This window comes from Pontibacterium sp., assembly GCF_041587635.1.
In the GTDB taxonomy this organism is placed as follows: domain Bacteria; phylum Pseudomonadota; class Gammaproteobacteria; order Pseudomonadales; family Balneatricaceae; genus Pontibacterium.
In genome coordinates this window covers 1-18,908 of record NZ_JBFGYC010000019.1, presented here as the reverse complement: position 1 = coordinate 18,908, position 18,908 = coordinate 1, and the positions used below count along the sequence as shown (strand labels likewise).

Here is an 18,908-nt window from a genome sequence, read left to right as displayed (position 1 = left end):
CCGGCACTGGAGCCGGTGGCGGTGTTACTCGTTGGGCGGTGGTAACGGATTTAGCTGCTGTTTTGGTATTGGCTGGAACTGCTGGTTTAACTGCAGGTGCTGGTTTCAATTCAGGCTTGGCTTCGGGTTTAACCTCGGGCGCGGCGTTGTTTCTGGGTGCTGGCGGAGGTGAAACGTTAGCGATCGGCGGTAGCGGTGCTGGAGTTATCTCGGCAGTCGTTTCAGGCGCGGGTGTGGGAGCCGAGACCTGTGACGTCAGATTAACTTGCAGCGTGGTGGAGGCGGGAGGGGCGAGCACCGGATCGGCAGGCATTCCCAGCAGAAACACCGTATGCAACCCGGCGGCCAAAATCAGGGTGAACAGGAGGCGCCCAAGTGCCTTAAATCCTGAATTTCCGTTCACCCCGTTACGCCTAGTTGGTGGTCAATTTACGCTCGATGGCATCCATCAGGCGCATACCAATATCCAGATTGAACTGATTATCCAGTTCGCGGATACAGGTCGGGCTGGTGACATTGATCTCGGTGAGGTAATCACCGATCACGTCCAGACCTACAAACAGCAGGCCTTGCTCTTTCAAGTTTGGAGCGACCTGTTCACAGATCCAGCGGTCACGTGCTGTCAGTGGGCGACCTTCGCCCGTGCCACCTGCCGCCAGATTACCGCGGGTTTCGCCTGCCATAGGGATTCGAGCCAGCGCGTAAGGCACCGCTTCTCCGTCGACCAGCAAAATGCGCTTATCGCCGTCTTTGATCTCGGGGATATATTTCTGCGCCATGATGGTTTCGGTACCATACTTGGTCAGCGTTTCGATAATCACACCCAGATTGGTGCCGTCTTCGCGAATATGGAAAATTTGTGATCCGCCCATACCGTCAAGCGGTTTAAAGATGACATCACCGTGCTCCGCATGGAAGGCGCGCAACAGGTCCTCGCGACGGGTGACCAATACCGGTGGGCAGCATTCCGGGAACTGGGTGGCAAACAGTTTTTCGTTAAAGTCGCGCAGCGCCTGAGGTTTGTTCACCACCAGCGTGCCTTCTTTTTCTGCCTGCTCCAGCAGGTGAGTGCTGTAGATAAATTCGTTGTTAAACGGCGGATCCTTACGCATTAGAATCACGTTCAGATCTGACAGATCCCGCTCTTTGTATTCGCCGCGATAAAACCAGTCATCGGGGTTCATCTCAACCGTGAGCGGGGCCATCATCGCTTTCGCTTTACCGTCGCGTGAGAACAGGTCCTGCTGCTCCATGTACCAGATCTCCCAGCCTTTTTGCTGTGCGGCCCATAACATGGCCAGAGAGCTGTCTTTCTTAAAGTTGATGTCCTCAATCGGGTCCATCACGATGCCGATTTTAATCGTCATGAGAGCTGTAAACCTCTATCGCTTGCGAGTCAGCGCCGCTGCGGGTGCGGTCTCTGTCCTTAATTGGAGTGGTTGCAAAAAGGTCTGCATCCGCTTCTTTTATGCGGGCGTTCCGGCACAATTCAACCGTTTAACGCCAATCTCCCCAGAGATACTGCAGCAGAGCAAGCGCTGCGACGGGGGCTGTTTCTGTGCGCATGACCCGGGGGCCGAAGGCTACCGGCTGAAAACCGTGATCCCGTGCCAGTTCAACTTCCTGTTCGGTTAATCCGCCTTCAGGGCCGATCAGCAGCGCAACAGATTCAGGCGCGGCCATCTCCGCTAAGGGGGTCGCCGTATGGTGGTGGAGTACCAGTTTCAGTTCCGCATCTTCCTGCCTGATCCATTGCTCTAATGTTTGGGGGGCACTGATCGTTGGGACCTTGCAACGGCCACTTTGTTCACAGGCGCTAATGGCGACTTGCTGCCAGTGACGGATACGTTTGTCCTGCCGATCAGTGCTGAGCTTTACTTCACAGCGCTCTGAAAATAGCGGGAACATCTGCTGCATACCCATCTCGGTGGCTTTTTGTACGGCATAGTCCATACGTTCGCCACGGGATAAACTCTGGCCAATACGGATATCCAGCGGGGATTCAATGCGACGATCATCCTGCTGGATGATGCGGGCACTGGCGCGGCGTTTTTCGACCGTTTCCAGTTGTGCTTTATATTCTAAACCGTCGCCGTTAAACAGAATGAGTTCATCACCGACACGCATGCGCAATGCACGACAGACATGTTGTACCACCGCATCATTCAGCTCAACGAGCTGATCCATCTGCAGTGATTGGGGGTCATAAAAACGGGGAATGCGCATAAATCTCTCGCAAGTGATTGGGCAGGTCTAGTCGACTTCGATGACCAGGTCCTGTTCCAGCAACTCTTCAAAGGGTTCGGCTTTTAAGGGGCGGCTGAGGAAGAATCCTTGTACCGTATCGCAGCCCTGCTGACGCAGAATGCTTAGTTGTTCCTGGGTTTCCACACCTTCCGCGATCACGCTCAGGTTCAGGCCTTGTGCCATCAGAATGATCGCCTCGACAATTTTCAGGTCTTGCTGGCAGGTGTCGAGGTCGTCGATAAAGGAACGATCGATTTTGATGTTGTCGATGGCCAGATTTTTGATGCGGCTAAGGGAGGAATAACCTGTACCAAAGTCATCAATAGAGATGCTGACTCCGGTGGCGCGGATGCTGTTGAGCTGATTGCTGATCCGGTCCAGGTCATCGATCAGTACACCCTCAGTCAGCTCGAGTTCGAGGTGATCCAGTGAGACATTGTACTTACCAAATATACGCGTCAGGGTTTCTATAAAGTCCGGACGCAGGAAGCTGATGCCCGACAAGTTAACCGCAATACGGGGCGGTGTCAGTTGACGGTCGAGCCAGTTACGAATCTGTTTTGCGGCGGCTTCCAGTACCCAAGCATCCAAACGAGAAATCAGGCCGCTTTGCTCTGCCAGTGGAATAAACTGGGCCGGTGAGATAAACCCTTTTTCCGGATGTTCCCAGCGGATAAGCACCTCTGCGGAGATCAGTGCGTTGTCCTTCAGATCAAACAGCGGCTGGAACACCAGATAAAAATGATCCGCGTCCAGCGCTTTCTGCATCTCCTGCCAAAGCTCAATACTGTGATCTGTCTCGTTCAATGCGCGTGGATCATAGAACATAAGATCGCGCTCTTGTTTCTTCGCCAGATTGACCGTGGACTCTGCGCGTCCAATCAGTTGGAAGTCATAACCGCCATCGTCCGGGAATACGCTGATACCCAGGCGGCCAGCCAGCTGAATATGGTTTGTATCCAGCGGAATGGGTTGAGCAATAGTATCGAGCAGATGGCGACAGGTACCGACCAGCGAAGGACGATCTTCAATATTGGGCAATAGCAGGCCAAATGTATGTTCCGACAACCGGGCAAGAATATCATCTGCGTGAAGCTGATCATGAATCCGTGAAGCCAGTTCGACCAGTACCTGATCGCGTCTCTCGCTGCCCATTTCGATCGTTATTTCGTGCAACAGATCGAGACGAATAACCACGACCGCCAGTTGCTTCTGATCGCGATCATGGCGAGCAATCTCTTTGTTAATCGCTTCGCCCAGTGCCTGACGGTTATGCAGTCGCGTAATGGGGTCAAACGTCTCGAGGAAAACCACTTGCTCCTGAACCTGACGCAGACGTTTGTTTTCCAGTAGATGATCACGGAACGCCTGCACGGCGCAGGCGATGTCTCCAACTTCGTCTCGTCGTCCGCAGTCTTCGACTTCATGCAGATCAACCTCACCTTTAGCCAGTGCATTCATCTGTGAAGCTAACTGTACTACGGGAGATGTGATATTGCGGGCTATCAGGTAACTGGCGATCAGCGCTATAAACAGCACCAGTAAGGTGATGCTCATGTAGGTATAGGCGCGAGACTGGTAGATCGGTTTCAGGTCATCCAGATAGATACCCGATCCTAATATAAGACCTGTACCGGGGATAAGTTCAGCGTATCCCAGTTTAGGGATCGCCGGACCGCCTTCAGGTTTAGGCCACAAAAACTCCCAGAAAACGGCCCCGTCTTCTTTTACGCCTGTAATCATATCGCGGACGATATACTTTCCCTGTTCATCTTGTAGATCAAGCTGACTTTTTCCAATCAGATCCGGGGCGACGGGATGTGCGACAGTGATGCCTTGTAGATTGTGCAGATAGAGGTATTCGTTGCCGGAAAAGCGGGTGGCGTTGATCAGTTCTTGCAGTTGACGATCAAACTGCTGCTGGGAGACGGACCCGTTCTTTAGGTGCTCATCGAGCGCCATAATCTGGCTGCGACCGGCTTGTACGACACTCTGTACGCGCGCTTTACGGTTATCGAGAATATCTTGCTGATTGAAACGATACGCAAGGCTGGCGGTAATCAATGTGCCACAGACTAATATGAGCACCAGCAGGAATAGTTTGCGGTGAATCTTGATATCGCTAAGACGCATAGTCAGCCAGAGTAAAATTTGGTTTATTGATTTCTATAGGTTAGCGAGCTAAGTGTCAAATTCTTAAGGATTTTAGACGAAAAAAAAGCACCCGAAGGTGCTTTTCCTGAACAGCAAGCCGATTACAGGCCTGCTGCTGCGCGTAACTCGTCTGCTTTGTCGGTGCGTTCCCATGTGAAAGCGGTAAAGGTATCGTCACCCACCGTCATTTCGTAAGGGTCGCGACCAAAGTGACCGTAGGCCGCTGTTGCTTTGTACATTGGGTGCAGCAGATCCAGCATCTTAGTGATTGCGTATGGACGCAGATCAAAGTGCTCGCGCACCAGCTGGATGATCTTATCGTCAGAGATCTTGCCCGTACCAAAGGTGTTGATGGACACGGAGGTTGGTTCCGCTACACCAATGGCGTAGGACACCTGAATCTCACAACGGTCTGCCAGACCGGCCGCAACAACGTTTTTCGCCACGTAACGACCGGCATATGCCGCAGAACGGTCTACCTTGGATGGGTCTTTACCGGAGAAAGCACCGCCGCCGTGACGTGCCATACCGCCGTAGGTATCTACGATGATCTTACGACCCGTCAGACCACAGTCACCCACGGGGCCACCAATAACAAAGTTACCGGTTGGGTTGATATGGAACTGGGTCTCATTGTTGATCCATTCAGCAGGCAGCGTGTGTTTGATGACCAGTTCCATCATCGCTTCACGCAGGTCGCTCAGTTTTACATCCGGGTCGTGCTGTGTAGACAGTACAACCGCATCGATGCCAACCGGTTTGCCGTTTTCGTAACGGAAGGTCAGCTGAGATTTAGCATCCGGACGCAACCAAGGCAACAAGCCTGACTTACGCGCTTCTGCCTGACGCTCAACCAAACGGTGGGCGTAGCAGATTGGTGCTGGCATCAACACGTCAGTGTCGTTGGAAGCGTAGCCAAACATCAGGCCCTGATCGCCCGCACCCTGATCTTCAGGACGTGAGCGGTCAACACCCTGTGCGATATCCACAGACTGTTTGCCGATGATGTTGATCACGCCACAGGTTTCACCGTCGTAACCAACGTCAGAGGAGGTGTAACCGATGTCGCAGATCACTTTACGTGCCAGATCTTCCAGATCAATCCACGCAGACGTGCTGATCTCACCGGAGATGATTGCTACACCGGTTTTAACCATCGTTTCGCAGGCAACGCGTGCATATTTGTCTTCAGCGATGATCGCATCAAGCACTGCATCAGAGATCTGATCCGCAATCTTATCCGGATGACCTTCGGACACGGATTCGGAAGTGAATAAGCCGTATTCGCTCATTTCAGCTAAGTATCCTCATCAATTTAGGGGGTAAATCTGAGTTGCTGGGACCTTTTTGAGAAGGTGGCAAACTCGATTGAACGGTAATTTGGAGCACATTTTATCCATCTATCTGAACAATTGCATGATTTACACCACGGTTTTTCATGAATTTTTCATACTTCTATATGAAATTGACTCATTTTTTGCGAAAACAGCGATTTCTTATTTGAAGCGAGTACCTATCTGCGAGAAAATTACGCCTTCAAAAATTTTGGATCTTATCCTTCCGTAATTTAATGGGTTCAACCCCCCAGGAGCAGATTGAATGTCCTCTCGCAGAGAACTGGCCAACGCAATTCGTGCGTTGAGCATGGACGCGGTTCAGAAAGCTAAATCCGGTCACCCGGGTGCCCCAATGGGCATGGCGGATATCGCCGAGGTGCTCTGGAATGATTTTCTGAAACACAACCCGACTAACCCAATGTGGTTTGATCGCGACCGTTTCGTGCTGTCTAACGGTCACGGTTCCATGCTGATTTACTCTCTGCTGCACCTGAGCGGCTATGACGTATCTATCGATGACCTGAAAAACTTCCGTCAGCTGCACGCGAAAACTGCAGGTCACCCTGAGTACGGTTACTGCCCGGGTGTTGAAACGACAACCGGTCCATTGGGACAGGGTATCAGCAACGCCATTGGTATGGCGGCGGCGGAGAAGATTCTGGCTGCGCAGTTTAACCGTGAAGGTCACGACATCATCGACCACCACACTTACACCTTCCTGGGCGATGGCTGCATGATGGAGGGTATCTCCCATGAAGCTTGCTCTCTGGCGGGTACGCTGGGTCTGGGTAAGCTGGTCGCGTTCTGGGATGACAACGGCATCTCCATCGACGGTGAAGTGGAAGGCTGGTACACCGACGATAACGTGAAGCGTTTCGAATCTTACGGCTGGCAGGTGATTCCGGGTGTTGACGGTCACGATCCGGATCAGATCCGTGCGGCGATCGAACAGGCAAAAGCTAACACAGAACAGCCAACGCTGATCTGCTGTAAAACCATCATCGGTTTTGGTTCCCCTAATAAAGAAGGCAAAGAAGATTGCCACGGTGCGCCACTGGGTGACGACGAGATCAAACTGACTCGCGAACGTCTGGGCTGGGAACACGATGCCTTCGAAGTACCGGAAGAGATTTACGCAGACTGGAATGCTGCAGAAGCGGGTTCGCACGCTGAAAACGAGTGGAATGAGCGTCTGGCTGCCTACAGCAATGCGTATCCGGAACTGGCTGCGGATCTGCTGCGTCGTCTGAGTGGCGATCTGCCTGCTGACTTCTCTGAGAAAGCGGATGCATATATTGCTGATGTGGCTGCGAAAGGTGACACCATCGCATCCCGTAAAGCCTCGCAGAACTCCCTGAATGCCTATGGCCCGTTGTTGCCAGAACTGTTGGGTGGCTCTGCTGACCTGGCAGGTTCTAACCTGACGTTGTGGTCCGGTGCCAAAGGTGTTGAGAAAAACGATGCCTCCGGCAACTACCTGTTCTACGGCGTACGTGAATTTGGTATGTCTGCAATGATGAACGGTATTGCACTGCACGGTGGTTTCATCCCGTACGGCGCAACCTTCCTGGTCTTCATGGAGTATGCGCGTAACGCTCTGCGTATGGCGGCTCTGATGAAACAGCGTGCGATCCACGTTTACACTCACGACTCTATCGGTCTGGGCGAAGACGGTCCGACGCATCAGCCGATCGAACAGGTTGCCAACCTGCGTCACACACCAAACATGAGCTGCTGGCGCCCATGTGATGCGGTTGAATCCGCTGTTGCATGGAAAGCTGCACTGGAACGTACCGACGGTCCTTCTGCGCTGGTTTTCTCCCGTCAGAACCTGCCTCACCAGGCGCGTACTGATGCTCAGATCTCCGACATCGCTCGTGGCGGCTACATTCTGCGTGATACCGACGGTGAACCAGAAGCAATTCTGATCGCGACCGGTTCTGAAGTCGGTCTGGCAATGGACGCGGCTGAAGCGTTGGCCGCTGAAGGTAAGCAGGTACGTGTAGTATCTATGCCTGAAACCAACCTGTTTGATAAACAGGATGCGGCTTACCGCGAATCTGTGTTGCCAGCTTCTGTGACTGCGCGTGTGGCGGTTGAAGCACTGCAGGCTGACTTCTGGTACAAGTATGTTGGCCTGAACGGCAAGATCTTGGGTATGACCACGTTTGTTGAGTCTGCACCGGCGGGCGAGCTGTTTAAACACTTCGGTTTCACCACCGAAAACGTAGTTGAGACTGTTAAGTCTCTGCTCTGATCTGTAAGAAAAAGAGGCAGCTTTCGGGCTGCCTCTGCTGTCTTGAGCCCTATCGATGACCTATCGCGTCGCTATTAATGGTTACGGCCGTATCGGCCAGTGTGTGTTGCGTGCCATCTATGAGAATGGTTATCGCGATACGCTGGAAGTTGTGGCAATCAATGAATTGTCTGACATTGATACCGTTACCTATCTGACCCGTTACGACACTACCCATGGACGTTTTCCTGTGGGCGTTGATCATGATGGGAAACATCTGAAGGTCAACGGTGATCAGATTCTGGTTCTGAACGAGGCGGATGCGACTCAGTTACCTTGGGCAGAACTGGGTATTGACCTGGTGTTGGAATGTTCCGGCGCGTTTAAGTCCCGTGCTGCGGCTGAAGAACATCTGAAAGCAGGTGCAAAGCGCTTGCTGTTTTCACAGCCCGCGACCGATGAAGTAGATTCCACCATTGTTTATGGCCTGAACGAGCAGTTGTTAAAGGCCGAGCATACGGTAGTTTCTGCCGCGTCCTGTACGACCAACTGTGTCGTGCCTGTACTGGATCTGCTGGACAAGGCCTTCGGCATCGAAAATGGTGTCACCACGACGATTCATTCAGCGATGAACGACCAACCGGTCATCGACAGTTATCACCAAACCGATCTGCGTCTGACCCGCAGTGCGTTGCACTCGATTATTCCGGTCGATACAGGATTGAACCGAGGTATTGATCGCCTGTTGCCCAATCTGGCACAGCGCTTTGAATGCCTGCACCTGCGTGTACCGACTATTAATGTGTCGGTGATGGATCTGTCGCTGAACCTGAAACAGCCCACCGACCGTGATCAGGTCAACGCGATCTTTAAGCTGGCAGCGTACTCCGAGCTGAACGGACTATTGGGCTATACCGAGGAGCCTCATGCTTCGGTAGACTTCAATCGTGATCCACGTTCTGGCGTTGTGGATGGAACCCAAACCCGGGTCTCCGGTGGAACGCTGGTCAAAATGCTGTGCTGGTTTGATAACGAATGGGGCTTTGCCAATCGGATGCTCGATGTGGGTCGGCACTGGTTGCAGCTAAAAAGCTAATTTCAATTACTTTTCATTTTAGAAAGAGTTAGGACACGTCAATGAGCGTACTGAAGATGACTGATCTGGATCTGAGCGGCAAACGCGTTCTGATCCGTGAAGACCTCAATGTCCCTGTCAAGGATGGCCAGGTAACCTCTGATGCCCGTATCCGCGCATCTCTGCCAACCATTGAGCTGGCATTGAAAGCGGGTGCAAAAGTGATGGTGATGTCCCACCTGGGCCGTCCAACAGAAGGCGAATACGAAGAGAAATTCTCTCTGGCGCCGGTTGCTGACTACATCTCCAACCTGCTGGAGCGCCCAGTGCCGCTGGTAAAAGACTGGCTGGACGGTGGCTTCGAAGTGGCTGAAGGTGAGCTGGTCTTGCTGGAAAACGTCCGCTTTAACGCTGGTGAGAAGAAAAACAACGAAGCGCTGTCAAAACAGATGGCAGAGCTTTGTGATGTCTACGTGATGGATGCGTTTGGTACGGCTCACCGTGCTCAGGCGTCCACTCACGGCGTTGCACAGTTTGCTCCGGTTGCCTGTGCTGGCCCGTTGCTGGCTGGTGAACTGGAAGCTCTGGCGCAAGCACTGGAAACGCCGGCTACGCCGCTGACGGCAATTGTCGGTGGCTCAAAAGTGTCGACCAAACTGACTGTACTGGAATCGCTGTCTGACAAAGTCGACCAGCTGATTGTTGGTGGCGGTATCGCGAACACTTTCCTCGCGGCAGCCGGTAAGCCGGTGGGTAAGTCACTGTATGAAGCCGATCTGATTCCACAGGCAAAAGCGCTGATGGAAAAAGTAAACGTGCCGGTGCCTACCGATGTGGTTGTGGCTAAAGAGTTTGCTGAAGATGCAGAAGCGGTGATCAAGTCTGCGGATGACGTGGCTGAAGACGACATGATTCTGGATATCGGCCCTGAATCCGCCAAAGTACTGGCAGAGATGCTGAAAGACGCGGGTACCATTATCTGGAACGGCCCGGTTGGCGTGTTCGAGTTTGACCAGTTCGGTGAAGGCACCAAGACACTGTCTATGGCCATTGCGGACAACAAAGGTTTCTCCATTGCAGGTGGCGGTGATACGCTGGCGGCTGTGGATAAATACGATATCGCTGAGCAGGTATCCTACATCTCTACCGGTGGTGGTGCTTTCCTCGAATTCGTGGAAGGTAAAGTCCTGCCGGCAGTGGCAGTATTGGAAGAGCGCGCAGCTCAGTAAATCCGTTGCTCATCCGATGGGCGGGGCGTGCAGGTCATGCCCCTGTCAAACACGGGTGATATAACAACAGTTATCAGAATTTTTGAGGTTCAAAAAATGGCTTTGATCTCTATGCGTCAGCTGCTGGACCACGCAGCCGAAAATGGCTATGGCATTCCAGCATTTAACGTAAACAACGTAGAACAGATGCGCGCTATCATGGAAGCCGCGGACAAGACCAACTCTCCGGTTATTGTTCAGGCTTCTGCCGGTGCACGTAAATACGCAGGTTCAAACTTCCTGCGTCACATGATTCTGGCTGCGATTGCCGAGTTCCCGCATATCCCGGTTTGCATGCATCAGGACCACGGTACATCTCCGGCAATCAACCAGCGCTCCATCGCAATGGGTTTCTCCTCTGTAATGATGGACGGATCCTTGCTGGAAGATGGCAAGACTCCTTCTTCTTATGAGTACAACGTTGAAGTGACCCGTCGCACCGTTGAAATGGCACATGCGTGTGGTGTTTCTGTCGAGGGTGAGCTGGGTGTACTGGGTTCTCTGGAAACAGGACAGGCAGGTGAAGAAGATGGCGTGGGTGCTGAAGGTATCCTGTCTGAAGATCAGCTGCTGACCGATCCGAACGAAGCGGCTGACTTTGTTAAATCTACCGGTGTTGATGCGCTGGCGATTGCTTGCGGTACGTCTCACGGTGCTTACAAGTTCACCCGTCCACCAACCGGTGACATTCTGGCGATCAACCGCATCAAAGAGATCCACGAGCGTATCCCAGATACGCATCTGGTGATGCACGGCTCCTCTTCCGTACCTCAGGAGTGGCTGGCCGTGATCAACGAATTTGGCGGCGAGATTCCTGAAACTTACGGTGTGCCAGTTGAGCAGATCGTTGAAGGTATCAAGCACGGTGTACGTAAGGTCAACATTGATACTGATCTGCGTCTGGCATCAACCGGTGCAGTTCGCCGCTTCATGGCGGAAAACCCAGCTGAATTTGATCCACGTAAATACCTGAAGAAAACGATCGATGCGATGAGCGAGATCTGTATCGCGCGTTACGAAGCGTTTGGTACTGAAGGTAATGCATCCAAGATCACTCCGATCTCTCTGGAGAACATGGCTTCTCGTTACGAGAGCGGTGAGATGGATCCTAAAGTAGTCTGATCCCAGCGATTAAATTTAAAAGGGCGATTTCTTTGCAGATTTCGCCCTTTTTTGTGTCTGTCAGTTACGCCTGAAAGTCATTTCCTTTCTTGATACAAAAGTAAAAAAACACGCCTTGCATTGGAGTATCAATGCTGATTATTTGCATGAAAAATCCGACGATCAGTTGTCTGGGCACACAGTTCCAATTAGCGGAGGAGGCGTTGGAGTCATGAGGTGTAAGGATTACCTTAGCAACGAGAGAGGGGGCATTTGACGTTCCGTCTCCAATTATTGGCAATGCGTCTCAGAGTGAAGAACGATGATGGGCTGTTAAATGGATGGCCTCAAATGGGAAGGAGTACGTTTTCTGCCAGTGGATCGCGCACATGTTGATGGGCGCTTCCATCAAGGAATGTGTGATTAAAGTCAGGTGCAGACATGGGATAACCGTGCAGCCAACCCTGCTGCATATGGAACCCCATCTGACGTAGCATATCGGCTTGTTCTTGTTTCTCTACCCCTTCCGCAATAGCGCTCATACCCAGCTTTTGGGTCAGTTCGAAGATGGTGGTGAGCACGTCCGCGTTGATCGAATCGGTACCCAGCGCCGCCACAAAGCTGCGATCGGCTTTCAGAATATCAATGGGCAATGTGCTCAAGTAGGTCAGCCCGCAGTAACCTGTGCCAAAGTCATCCATGGCGATCTTAATACCGGCCTGCTTGAACTGATGGAGTGCCTGCTGAATCTGTTGAGAGCAATGCTCGACTACCTGATGCTCGGTGATCTCCAGGACCATGCCCGGTAAGAACGTTGCCCGCTCGACGATGGCACTGACGACGGAGTTGTCTAGCATATGAGTGGCACAGATATTGATGCTGACTTTGAAGTGGGGATGTTGTTGCAGCACCGGTGCCAGTTCTCTGATCGCCTGATCAATCTGACGCAGTGTCATCTGTTTAATAAGCCCCGATTGCTCGGCCAGAGGGATAAAGGTCATGGGTGGCAGCACGCCTTTAAATGGATGCCGCCAGCGCATCAGGACTTCACAGCCTACAATTTGTTGGGTTTTTGAACAGACCAGTGGCTGATAAAGATTAAAAAACTCGTTTCTCTGGGTGGCTGATTTGATCTGTCGGATCGGGTCCGCCAGCCGACGTTGGATGCGATAGCTGACCAATAGGATCAGCGCGAAAGCGGCACTGGCCGTGCTGATCCACGATGTATTGAGACCGAAAATTCCAAGGTAGAGGCTGTCCAGATCCTGACTGATGATCACGCTGAGCTGGGGTTGCGTCAGAAGAGGCTGTATGAATGTATAGTGCTCACTCCTGTTGTCCAGCAGACCTTCGTGACCCACGGCAATATTCACCGGGAAGAGGGCCTCTTGAATATCCACAGGCAGGGAATATCGTCCATTCAGCACAATGGGCACGCCGCTGTCACTGTCGATAATTGACATATATCCCAGCGGATTATGGAAAAATTTCACCTGATTTTTAAGCCAGGCTTTGCGGATGATCGCTTGTACCTTGCCCCCTTGAGGGTGGTCTCGAAATAGCTGAAAGCCGGGTCCCGGGTGGTCGTCAATCAACAGAGGTCCGGAGAAGTTCAGGCCTTTGTGTTTGTTTGGAGTATGGATCTCGAGGGGGGGATCATAGTGCTGCCAGCTGTTGCAGTTCACATTGCCCTGAGCATCGGTATAACGCAACTCAGCAATCTGAGGAAGGGTCATCAGTTGCTCATAGGCGAAGCGAAAGAGTTGTGGAGAGCAGTTGATCGGTTGTTGGGCGCTTTCGATTAGGGCGAAGTTAACATCCGTGAAACTCTGATCGAGATGTTCACTCAAGGTGATCGCTTTTTGTGCGAGTTCGGTCCGTTTCAGTTCTTTGCGGTTTTCCAGATCGTAGGTATAAAGCGCGGTGGTGACCGCAGCAGTGATCACAAAGCTGATAATAGCCGGTACTAATAATAATTTGAGCGTTCCCTTGTGATCCGAGCCTGCCATACACTTTCCCTAGTATGCGTTGGTCAGAAGAAGCACTTTATGTCTCAGCCAAAGCAGTGCTTCGAACAACTGTCAGTCACTAGGGTAGTCGACAATGATTGTATTTGTATAGTTATTGAACAGACTTAGAGAGGCAATTTCTGCCACAGAGGTGGATGGATCAACAATCCTCTGCAGCGCTATAACATATCCAGTGGATAATACGGGTCGATGCGCGTCAAACGGTATAGTGTCCTGCTCATTTCAGATATGGGGCAGAACTGAAATCTGCGCGCTCTATAACAAGTTGAGACAGGTGTTTAGCGTGGGGGTTATGGGTTGATCCAGTTTCAGGTTCAGTAATTCGTCGGCGCGGGTTTTTCCCCGGTTGAGGGTACAAATAGGGATATCCCATTCGTGAGCACGGCGGCAAAAACGAAAGCCTGAATAGACCATCAACGAGGAACCGATGACCAGTAGCGCATCGGACTGTTGCAGTTTATCCAGTGCCTTATGTACGCGGGTTTTAGGCACATTGTCGCCAAAGAAAACAACATCCGGCTTGAGAATACCGCCGCATTGCTGGCATTCCGGTACCCGAAATAAACTGAACTCCACACCCTCCAGATCGGCATCGCCGTCGGGGGCTGCGGTTGCCGTATATTGAGCGAAAGAGGGGTTGCTGCTGGCGGATTGTTGGTGGATCTCGGTACGTGGGTAGAGTTGGTCGCACTGCATACAGCGCACTTGATCGGAGCGGCCGTGCAGGTCAATCACCTGTTGGCTTCCGGCGTGTTGATGTAAGCGATCAACATTTTGGGTCACGATCTGGTGAATGTGGCCCAGCTGCTCCAGCTTGACCAGTGCATGATGCGCAGAACCGGGTTGTGCATCACGAATCACAGGCCAGCCTATCAGACTGCGTGCCCAGTAACGCTGACGTACATGTAAATTGTCCATGAAATCTTTGTGTTGCACAGGTTGTTTCCGCTTCCAGTTACCGTCTTTATCCCGGTAATCCGGAATCCCTGAGTCGGTACTGATCCCCGCGCCGGTCAGGATGAAAAGACGCGGATGGTCCTGAATAAAACGGGCCAGTGCTGCACTGCTGGGTTCAATCGTCATAGGGATCATCATATAAGGTTGTTGCGATGCTGTCAGGATTGCCTGTCATGTATATCGAACAGTTGCAGACTGCGAAGGGGGTGGAATAACAGCAGATATGCACGGTTGTCCGTTCTGTCGGCTGATTGCCACTCAAGGCCATGCAGCGACTCAGGTAGCTGAATATCACTGGTTTTGAGTAACTGACAGAGCTGTTCCAGCGCGGGGAGGGTGCTGCAGTTGTCCAGTTCTACCTGATGACGCCATTCTCGCCACTGGCTGTCGTCGAGGGTGATGAGCAGAAGTTCTTCGGCGACTGAGGCGGTGATCTCAAAGCGGCCGGGTTGTTCTGCCAGCAGTGAACGGTTGGCACACCAGATACTGGCGGCATTGCTATAGATGCCGCAGTGATACAGATGCGTGCCTTGAGGAAGGTGATGAAACTGTTCCTTCTCGGTGGCTTCATTCAGTATGTTTAATAACTCTGAAAGGCTTTCCGGTGTGCTGAGCATAGTTGCTTTAATACGCTAGATGTACTTTCAAGCATAGCTCAGCCGGATATCTGAATTGGTTAGAGGCCTGTGAGGGGCATAAAAAACCGCGCCGGGGCGCGGTTTTTTTCAGGACTGAACGCTTATGCGCCAAACTTGGCTTTAGCTTCCAGGCGACGACGGTGCAGAACCGGCTCGGTATAACCGTTTGGCTGAGCACAACCTTCAAACACCAGCTCGCACGCTGCTGCGAACGCAATGCTGTTATCAAAGTCTGCCGCCATAGCGCGATATAGAGGATCGCTTTCGTTCTGGCGATCTACAACGGCTGCCATGCGCTTCATGGTTTCCATCACCTGCTCTTCAGAACAGATACCGTGGTGCAACCAGTTAGCAATGTGCTGGCTGGAGATACGCAGTGTTGCACGGTCTTCCATCAGGCCCACATCGTTGATATCAGGCACTTTGGAACAACCGACACCGGAGTCAACCCAGCGTACAACGTAACCCAGGATACCCTGAGCGTTGTTGTCCAGCTCGTTCTGAATCTCTTCAGCAGACCAGCTTGGGTTTGGCTCAACCGGAACGGTCAGAATTGCATCCAGATCCGCACGACCGCGAGACTTGATCTCTTCCTGACGGGCGAAAACGTCTACCTTGTGGTAGTGCAACGCGTGCAGGGTAGCTGCCGTTGGAGATGGAACCCATGCGGTATTTGCACCGGACATTGGGTGACCGATCTTCGCTTCCAGCATGTTAGCCATCTGATCAGGGATTGGCCACATGCCTTTACCGATCTGTGCGCGACCGCTCAGACCACATGCGAGACCGTTGTCCATGTTCCAGTTTTCGTAAGCGCCGATCCATGCAGAGGCTTTCATGTCGCCTTTGCGGATCATTGGGCCTGCTTCCATGGAGGTGTGGATCTCGTCACCGGTACGGTCAAGGAAACCTGTGTTGATGAATACCACACGCTCTTTCGCTGCGCGGATACACTCTTTCAGGTTTACGGTTGTACGACGTTCTTCGTCCATGATGCCCATTTTCAGGGTGAACGGAGACAGACCCAGTGCGCTTTCTACACGGCCAAACAGTTCGTTCGCAAACGCAACTTCTTCAGGACCGTGCATTTTCGGCTTAACGATATACACGGAACCGGTCGTGGTGTTGCTGTATTTACCGTTGCCCTTGATATCGTGGACAGAGATCAGCGTAGTGACCATCGCATCCATGATGCCTTCAGGTACTTCGTTGCCGTCTTTGTCGATGATCGCGCCATTGGTCATCAGATGACCCACGTTACGTACGAACATCAGACTGCGGCCCTTCAGGTTCACATCAGAACCGTCTAGACCGGTGAAGGTGCGGTCAGCGTTTACAGTACGGGTGAAGGTTTTGCCACCTTTGGAGACTTCTTCGCTCAGCGTACCTTTCATCAGGCCCAACCAGTTACGGTAAGCCAGAATCTTATCAGCGGCATCGACTGCTGCGACAGAGTCTTCGCAATCCATGATCGTGGTCAGCGCAGATTCCATCTGGATATCTTTAACGCCCGCCGCATCATCTTTACCGATCAGGCTGTCACGGTCGATCTGCAGTTCGAAATGCAGACCGTTGTTGACGAACAGGATCGACTCAGGTGCTGCTTCGTTGCCGGTGTAACCGACCAGCTGCGCGGCATCTGCCAGTGTTGTTTCGCTGCCATCGCGCATCGCAACAACCAACGCGCCTGCATTGATGCTGTAACCGGCGGAATCCTTGTGGGAACCGGTTGCCAGCGGAGCGGCTTCGTTCAGGAAGTTACGTGCGAATTCGATAACTTTGGCACCACGGGCTGGATTGTAACCGCCGGTTTTTTCTGCGCCGCCTTCTTCTGAGACCGCATCAGTGCCATACAGGGCATCGTAAAGGCTGCCCCAACGTGCGTTCGCGGCATTCAGTGCGAAGCGTGCATTCATGACTGGAACAACCAGCTGCGGACCGGCCATGGTGGCCATTTCCGGGTCAACATTGCTGGTTTCAGCGCTGAAGTCTTCGCCTTCTGGCAGCAGGTAGTTAATGTCGGTCAGGAACGCTTTGTAAGCGTCCAGATCGAATGCCTGGCCCTGGCGTTCCTTGTGCCAGCTGTCAATCTGCGCCTGAATCGCGTCACGTTTTGCCAGCAGTTCGCGGTTGCGCGGTGCCAGCTCGTGCACGATAGCGTCAAATGCAGCCCAGTACTGATCGGCTTCTACACCGGTCTGTGGCAACGCTTCGTTATTGATGAAATTGTATAGATCCTCAGCAACCTGCAGGCCGCCGGTCTGTACCCTTTGACTCATAATTTATTGCCCCAGTTGTAAATGTATCAGTTCCGGAGCGAGGCAGCCGAGAACTGTATTATGTGTATATATTTTGCTCAGTGAGCATTGTGCATTGCAACAGTAGCGAAAAAACGGCGATCTGTCGCCCCTTTCCAGCCTAAAGTATGAGAAAGATTCACTCATAGTCGCAGTTGGCTGGAGGCCTAGTGCTGGCGGGGTTGTTAGCTCAGTCCAGATGCATACGGATGTTATCCGGCAGCGGTACAGAGCGGCCGGTTGTATGATCCATCCATACGACCTTGGAGTAGCCTTCGCTGACCGGTGTTTCCAGGTCATTCTCAGAAAACAGGCGGTAGTAGGTCATAAAGCTGGAGCGCCCGGGATCCGCTACATAGCAATCAATTCGCAGCGTGTCGGGATAAGTCACCGGTTTCAGGAAGGTGCAGCCGACATTAATGACCACCGGGTCTACGCCGTTGCCATCCATTGTTGCCCCCAGCTCCGCTAATAATTGGACGCGGGCCTCTTCCAGGTAACGCATATACAGCGCATTGTTTACATGTCCGTAGGCGTCCATATCGCCCCAACGAACCGGAATAGAGCAAGTGTAGATTTTCTTACCATGAATTTCTGACATGGATCTGACTTCCTTAAGGTTAAGTATACGAAACGGTACGGTCACGCTTAAAAATACGTGCTTTTCCTAATGCTGAAAAGATGCCTGGGAATCGCTGAGCTAGACTTAACGGATGTGGTGCAAGTCAGGGAATTGTTATGACGTTCAGCAGGGATCAATTAATCGGCCAGTTACCACGGTGGCAGTCCGCGACAGATATTGCCCAACCCGATGACGTGTTAAAGGCCTATCTCCGGCAATATCAATTGGCGGAGATCGCGGCCTGTCATCATTATCAGATCGGTCTGATGGATCTGCCGGAGCTGCAGTTTGCGGTACAACGCTTCACGCCTAAAGACAGGTGCCGGGCCACAGTAGTTGTATCACATGGATATATGGATCACATGGGCTTATATGGGCATCTGATTGAGCATCTTCTGGGCTTGAATGTTGAAGTGTGTCTCTATGATTTGGCGGGACATGGCCTGTCAGGCGGTGAACCGCTGGCGGTGGATAACTTTGATGTATATGCCCGGCAGTTACAGCAGGTGTTGGCGCGAATAGAGGTCTCGGAGCGCCCGTTACTGCTCACTGGACAGAGTACAGGGGCCGCTGTGATCGGTGCACATGAATGGTTGATTGGGGAGAATGACGGGCCATCTATTCGGCATCGTATCCTATTGGCTCCTTTGGTCAGGCCTGCCTTGTGGCGCGCAATTCGTCGCCAGTTCCATCTGGTGAAACACTTCCTGAAACAGGTGCCTCGGCGGTACACGGCAAACTCGCACGACGCGGCGTTTATGCGCTTTCTGCGCCAGAGTGACCCGATGCAGCATGGGGATATCCCTTTAAGCTGGATCGCGGCCATGCAGAGCTGGGCGGACTATATAGAATCCGCTGAACCGCATGATAGCGCGGTAACCTGTATCCAGGGGATGGCGGATAGCACGGTCGACTGGCATCACAATCTACGGGTGTTACATCGGGT

14 protein-coding genes and 1 pseudogene are annotated in these 18,908 nt (G+C 52.4%); 5 read left to right on the top strand and 10 right to left on the bottom strand.

The annotated features are described in order from the left end of the window. The 5 genes and pseudogenes from ABYW01_RS02390 to metK all read right to left on the bottom strand — a co-directional run. Positions 1-403: pseudogene (locus ABYW01_RS02390) on the bottom strand (hypothetical protein); the annotation flags it as partial. Between the two features lie 10 nt (positions 404-413). After that, positions 414-1,367, bottom strand: a complete 954-nt coding sequence (gene gshB / locus ABYW01_RS02385; RefSeq protein ID WP_372830956.1) for a glutathione synthase — start codon at positions 1,365-1,367, stop codon at positions 414-416. A 130-nt stretch (positions 1,368-1,497) separates the two neighbouring features. After that, on the bottom strand, positions 1,498-2,226 hold the full coding sequence (locus tag ABYW01_RS02380; protein ID WP_372830955.1) for a 16S rRNA (uracil(1498)-N(3))-methyltransferase: 729 nt from the start codon (positions 2,224-2,226) through the stop codon (positions 1,498-1,500). A gap of 27 nt (positions 2,227-2,253) precedes the next feature. Then, positions 2,254-4,380, bottom strand: coding sequence for an EAL domain-containing protein (locus ABYW01_RS02375; protein WP_372830954.1), 2,127 nt, complete (start codon positions 4,378-4,380; stop codon positions 2,254-2,256). Between the two features lie 122 nt (positions 4,381-4,502). Continuing rightward, on the bottom strand, positions 4,503-5,693 hold the full coding sequence (gene metK, locus ABYW01_RS02370) for a methionine adenosyltransferase (RefSeq protein ID WP_372830953.1): 1,191 nt from the start codon (positions 5,691-5,693) through the stop codon (positions 4,503-4,505). Positions 5,694-6,000: 307 nt separating this feature from the next. Here metK and tkt point away from each other — a divergent pair, with 307 nt between their 5' ends. The 4 genes from tkt (at position 6,001) to fba (ending at position 11,439) form a co-directional block, all read left to right on the top strand. After that, positions 6,001-7,995 carry a transketolase gene (tkt, locus tag ABYW01_RS02365; protein ID WP_372830952.1) on the top strand — a complete coding sequence of 665 codons (1,995 nt, stop codon included), beginning with the start codon at positions 6,001-6,003 and terminating at the stop codon, positions 7,993-7,995. A 55-nt stretch (positions 7,996-8,050) separates the two neighbouring features. Next, positions 8,051-9,070, top strand: coding sequence for a type I glyceraldehyde-3-phosphate dehydrogenase (locus tag ABYW01_RS02360; RefSeq protein WP_372830951.1), 1,020 nt, complete (start codon positions 8,051-8,053; stop codon positions 9,068-9,070). Positions 9,071-9,111: 41 nt separating this feature from the next. Further along, on the top strand, positions 9,112-10,278 hold the full coding sequence (locus tag ABYW01_RS02355) for a phosphoglycerate kinase (protein ID WP_372830950.1): 1,167 nt from the start codon (positions 9,112-9,114) through the stop codon (positions 10,276-10,278). A 96-nt stretch (positions 10,279-10,374) separates the two neighbouring features. Further along, positions 10,375-11,439 carry a class II fructose-bisphosphate aldolase gene (fba, locus tag ABYW01_RS02350; RefSeq protein ID WP_372830949.1) on the top strand — a complete coding sequence of 355 codons (1,065 nt, stop codon included), beginning with the start codon at positions 10,375-10,377 and terminating at the stop codon, positions 11,437-11,439. A gap of 326 nt (positions 11,440-11,765) precedes the next feature. Here fba and ABYW01_RS02345 read toward each other — a convergent pair whose 3' ends face one another. The 5 genes from ABYW01_RS02345 to ABYW01_RS02325 form a co-directional block, all read right to left on the bottom strand. Then, the gene (locus tag ABYW01_RS02345) at positions 11,766-13,427 is read right to left on the bottom strand and encodes an EAL domain-containing protein (RefSeq protein ID WP_372830948.1); all 1,662 of its coding nucleotides are present in this window, start codon (positions 13,425-13,427) and stop codon (positions 11,766-11,768) included. A 276-nt stretch (positions 13,428-13,703) separates the two neighbouring features. After that, positions 13,704-14,531, bottom strand: coding sequence for an NAD-dependent protein deacetylase (locus ABYW01_RS02340; protein ID WP_372830947.1), 828 nt, complete (start codon positions 14,529-14,531; stop codon positions 13,704-13,706). Positions 14,532-14,563: 32 nt separating this feature from the next. Further along, the gene (locus ABYW01_RS02335; RefSeq protein ID WP_372830946.1) at positions 14,564-15,022 is read right to left on the bottom strand and encodes a hypothetical protein; all 459 of its coding nucleotides are present in this window, start codon (positions 15,020-15,022) and stop codon (positions 14,564-14,566) included. Between the two features lie 122 nt (positions 15,023-15,144). Next, positions 15,145-17,322: a malate synthase G gene (locus ABYW01_RS02330; RefSeq protein ID WP_372830945.1), complete on the bottom strand. Its 2,178-nt coding sequence runs from the start codon at positions 17,320-17,322 to the stop codon at positions 15,145-15,147. A gap of 208 nt (positions 17,323-17,530) precedes the next feature. Beyond that, a complete protein-coding gene (locus ABYW01_RS02325; RefSeq protein WP_372830944.1) occupies positions 17,531-17,941 on the bottom strand; it encodes an acyl-CoA thioesterase in 411 nt (136 codons plus the stop codon). Between the two features lie 137 nt (positions 17,942-18,078). Between ABYW01_RS02325 and ABYW01_RS02320 the strand changes: the two genes are divergently transcribed. Next, positions 18,079-18,908: alpha/beta fold hydrolase (locus ABYW01_RS02320; protein WP_372830943.1), on the top strand; the 830-nt coding region annotated here is incomplete at its 3' end.

What these genes read in the sequence shown, in the direction of transcription:
- ABYW01_RS02335 (WP_372830946.1), bottom strand. Translation starts at nt 15,022, where the DNA reads ATGCTCAGCACACCGGAAAGCCTTTCAGAGTTATTAAACATACTGAAT.
- ABYW01_RS02325 (WP_372830944.1), bottom strand. Translation starts at nt 17,941, where the DNA reads ATGTCAGAAATTCATGGTAAGAAAATCTACACTTGCTCTATTCCGGTT.
- gshB (WP_372830956.1), bottom strand. Translation starts at nt 1,367, where the DNA reads ATGACGATTAAAATCGGCATCGTGATGGACCCGATTGAGGACATCAAC.
- ABYW01_RS02330 (WP_372830945.1), bottom strand. Translation starts at nt 17,322, where the DNA reads ATGAGTCAAAGGGTACAGACCGGCGGCCTGCAGGTTGCTGAGGATCTA.
- metK (WP_372830953.1), bottom strand. Translation starts at nt 5,693, where the DNA reads ATGAGCGAATACGGCTTATTCACTTCCGAATCCGTGTCCGAAGGTCAT.
- ABYW01_RS02360 (WP_372830951.1), top strand. Translation starts at nt 8,051, where the DNA reads ATGACCTATCGCGTCGCTATTAATGGTTACGGCCGTATCGGCCAGTGT.
- ABYW01_RS02345 (WP_372830948.1), bottom strand. Translation starts at nt 13,427, where the DNA reads ATGGCAGGCTCGGATCACAAGGGAACGCTCAAATTATTATTAGTACCG.
- ABYW01_RS02380 (WP_372830955.1), bottom strand. Translation starts at nt 2,226, where the DNA reads ATGCGCATTCCCCGTTTTTATGACCCCCAATCACTGCAGATGGATCAG.
- fba (WP_372830949.1), top strand. Translation starts at nt 10,375, where the DNA reads ATGGCTTTGATCTCTATGCGTCAGCTGCTGGACCACGCAGCCGAAAAT.
- tkt (WP_372830952.1), top strand. Translation starts at nt 6,001, where the DNA reads ATGTCCTCTCGCAGAGAACTGGCCAACGCAATTCGTGCGTTGAGCATG.
- ABYW01_RS02340 (WP_372830947.1), bottom strand. Translation starts at nt 14,531, where the DNA reads ATGACGATTGAACCCAGCAGTGCAGCACTGGCCCGTTTTATTCAGGAC.
- ABYW01_RS02375 (WP_372830954.1), bottom strand. Translation starts at nt 4,380, where the DNA reads ATGCGTCTTAGCGATATCAAGATTCACCGCAAACTATTCCTGCTGGTG.
- ABYW01_RS02355 (WP_372830950.1), top strand. Translation starts at nt 9,112, where the DNA reads ATGAGCGTACTGAAGATGACTGATCTGGATCTGAGCGGCAAACGCGTT.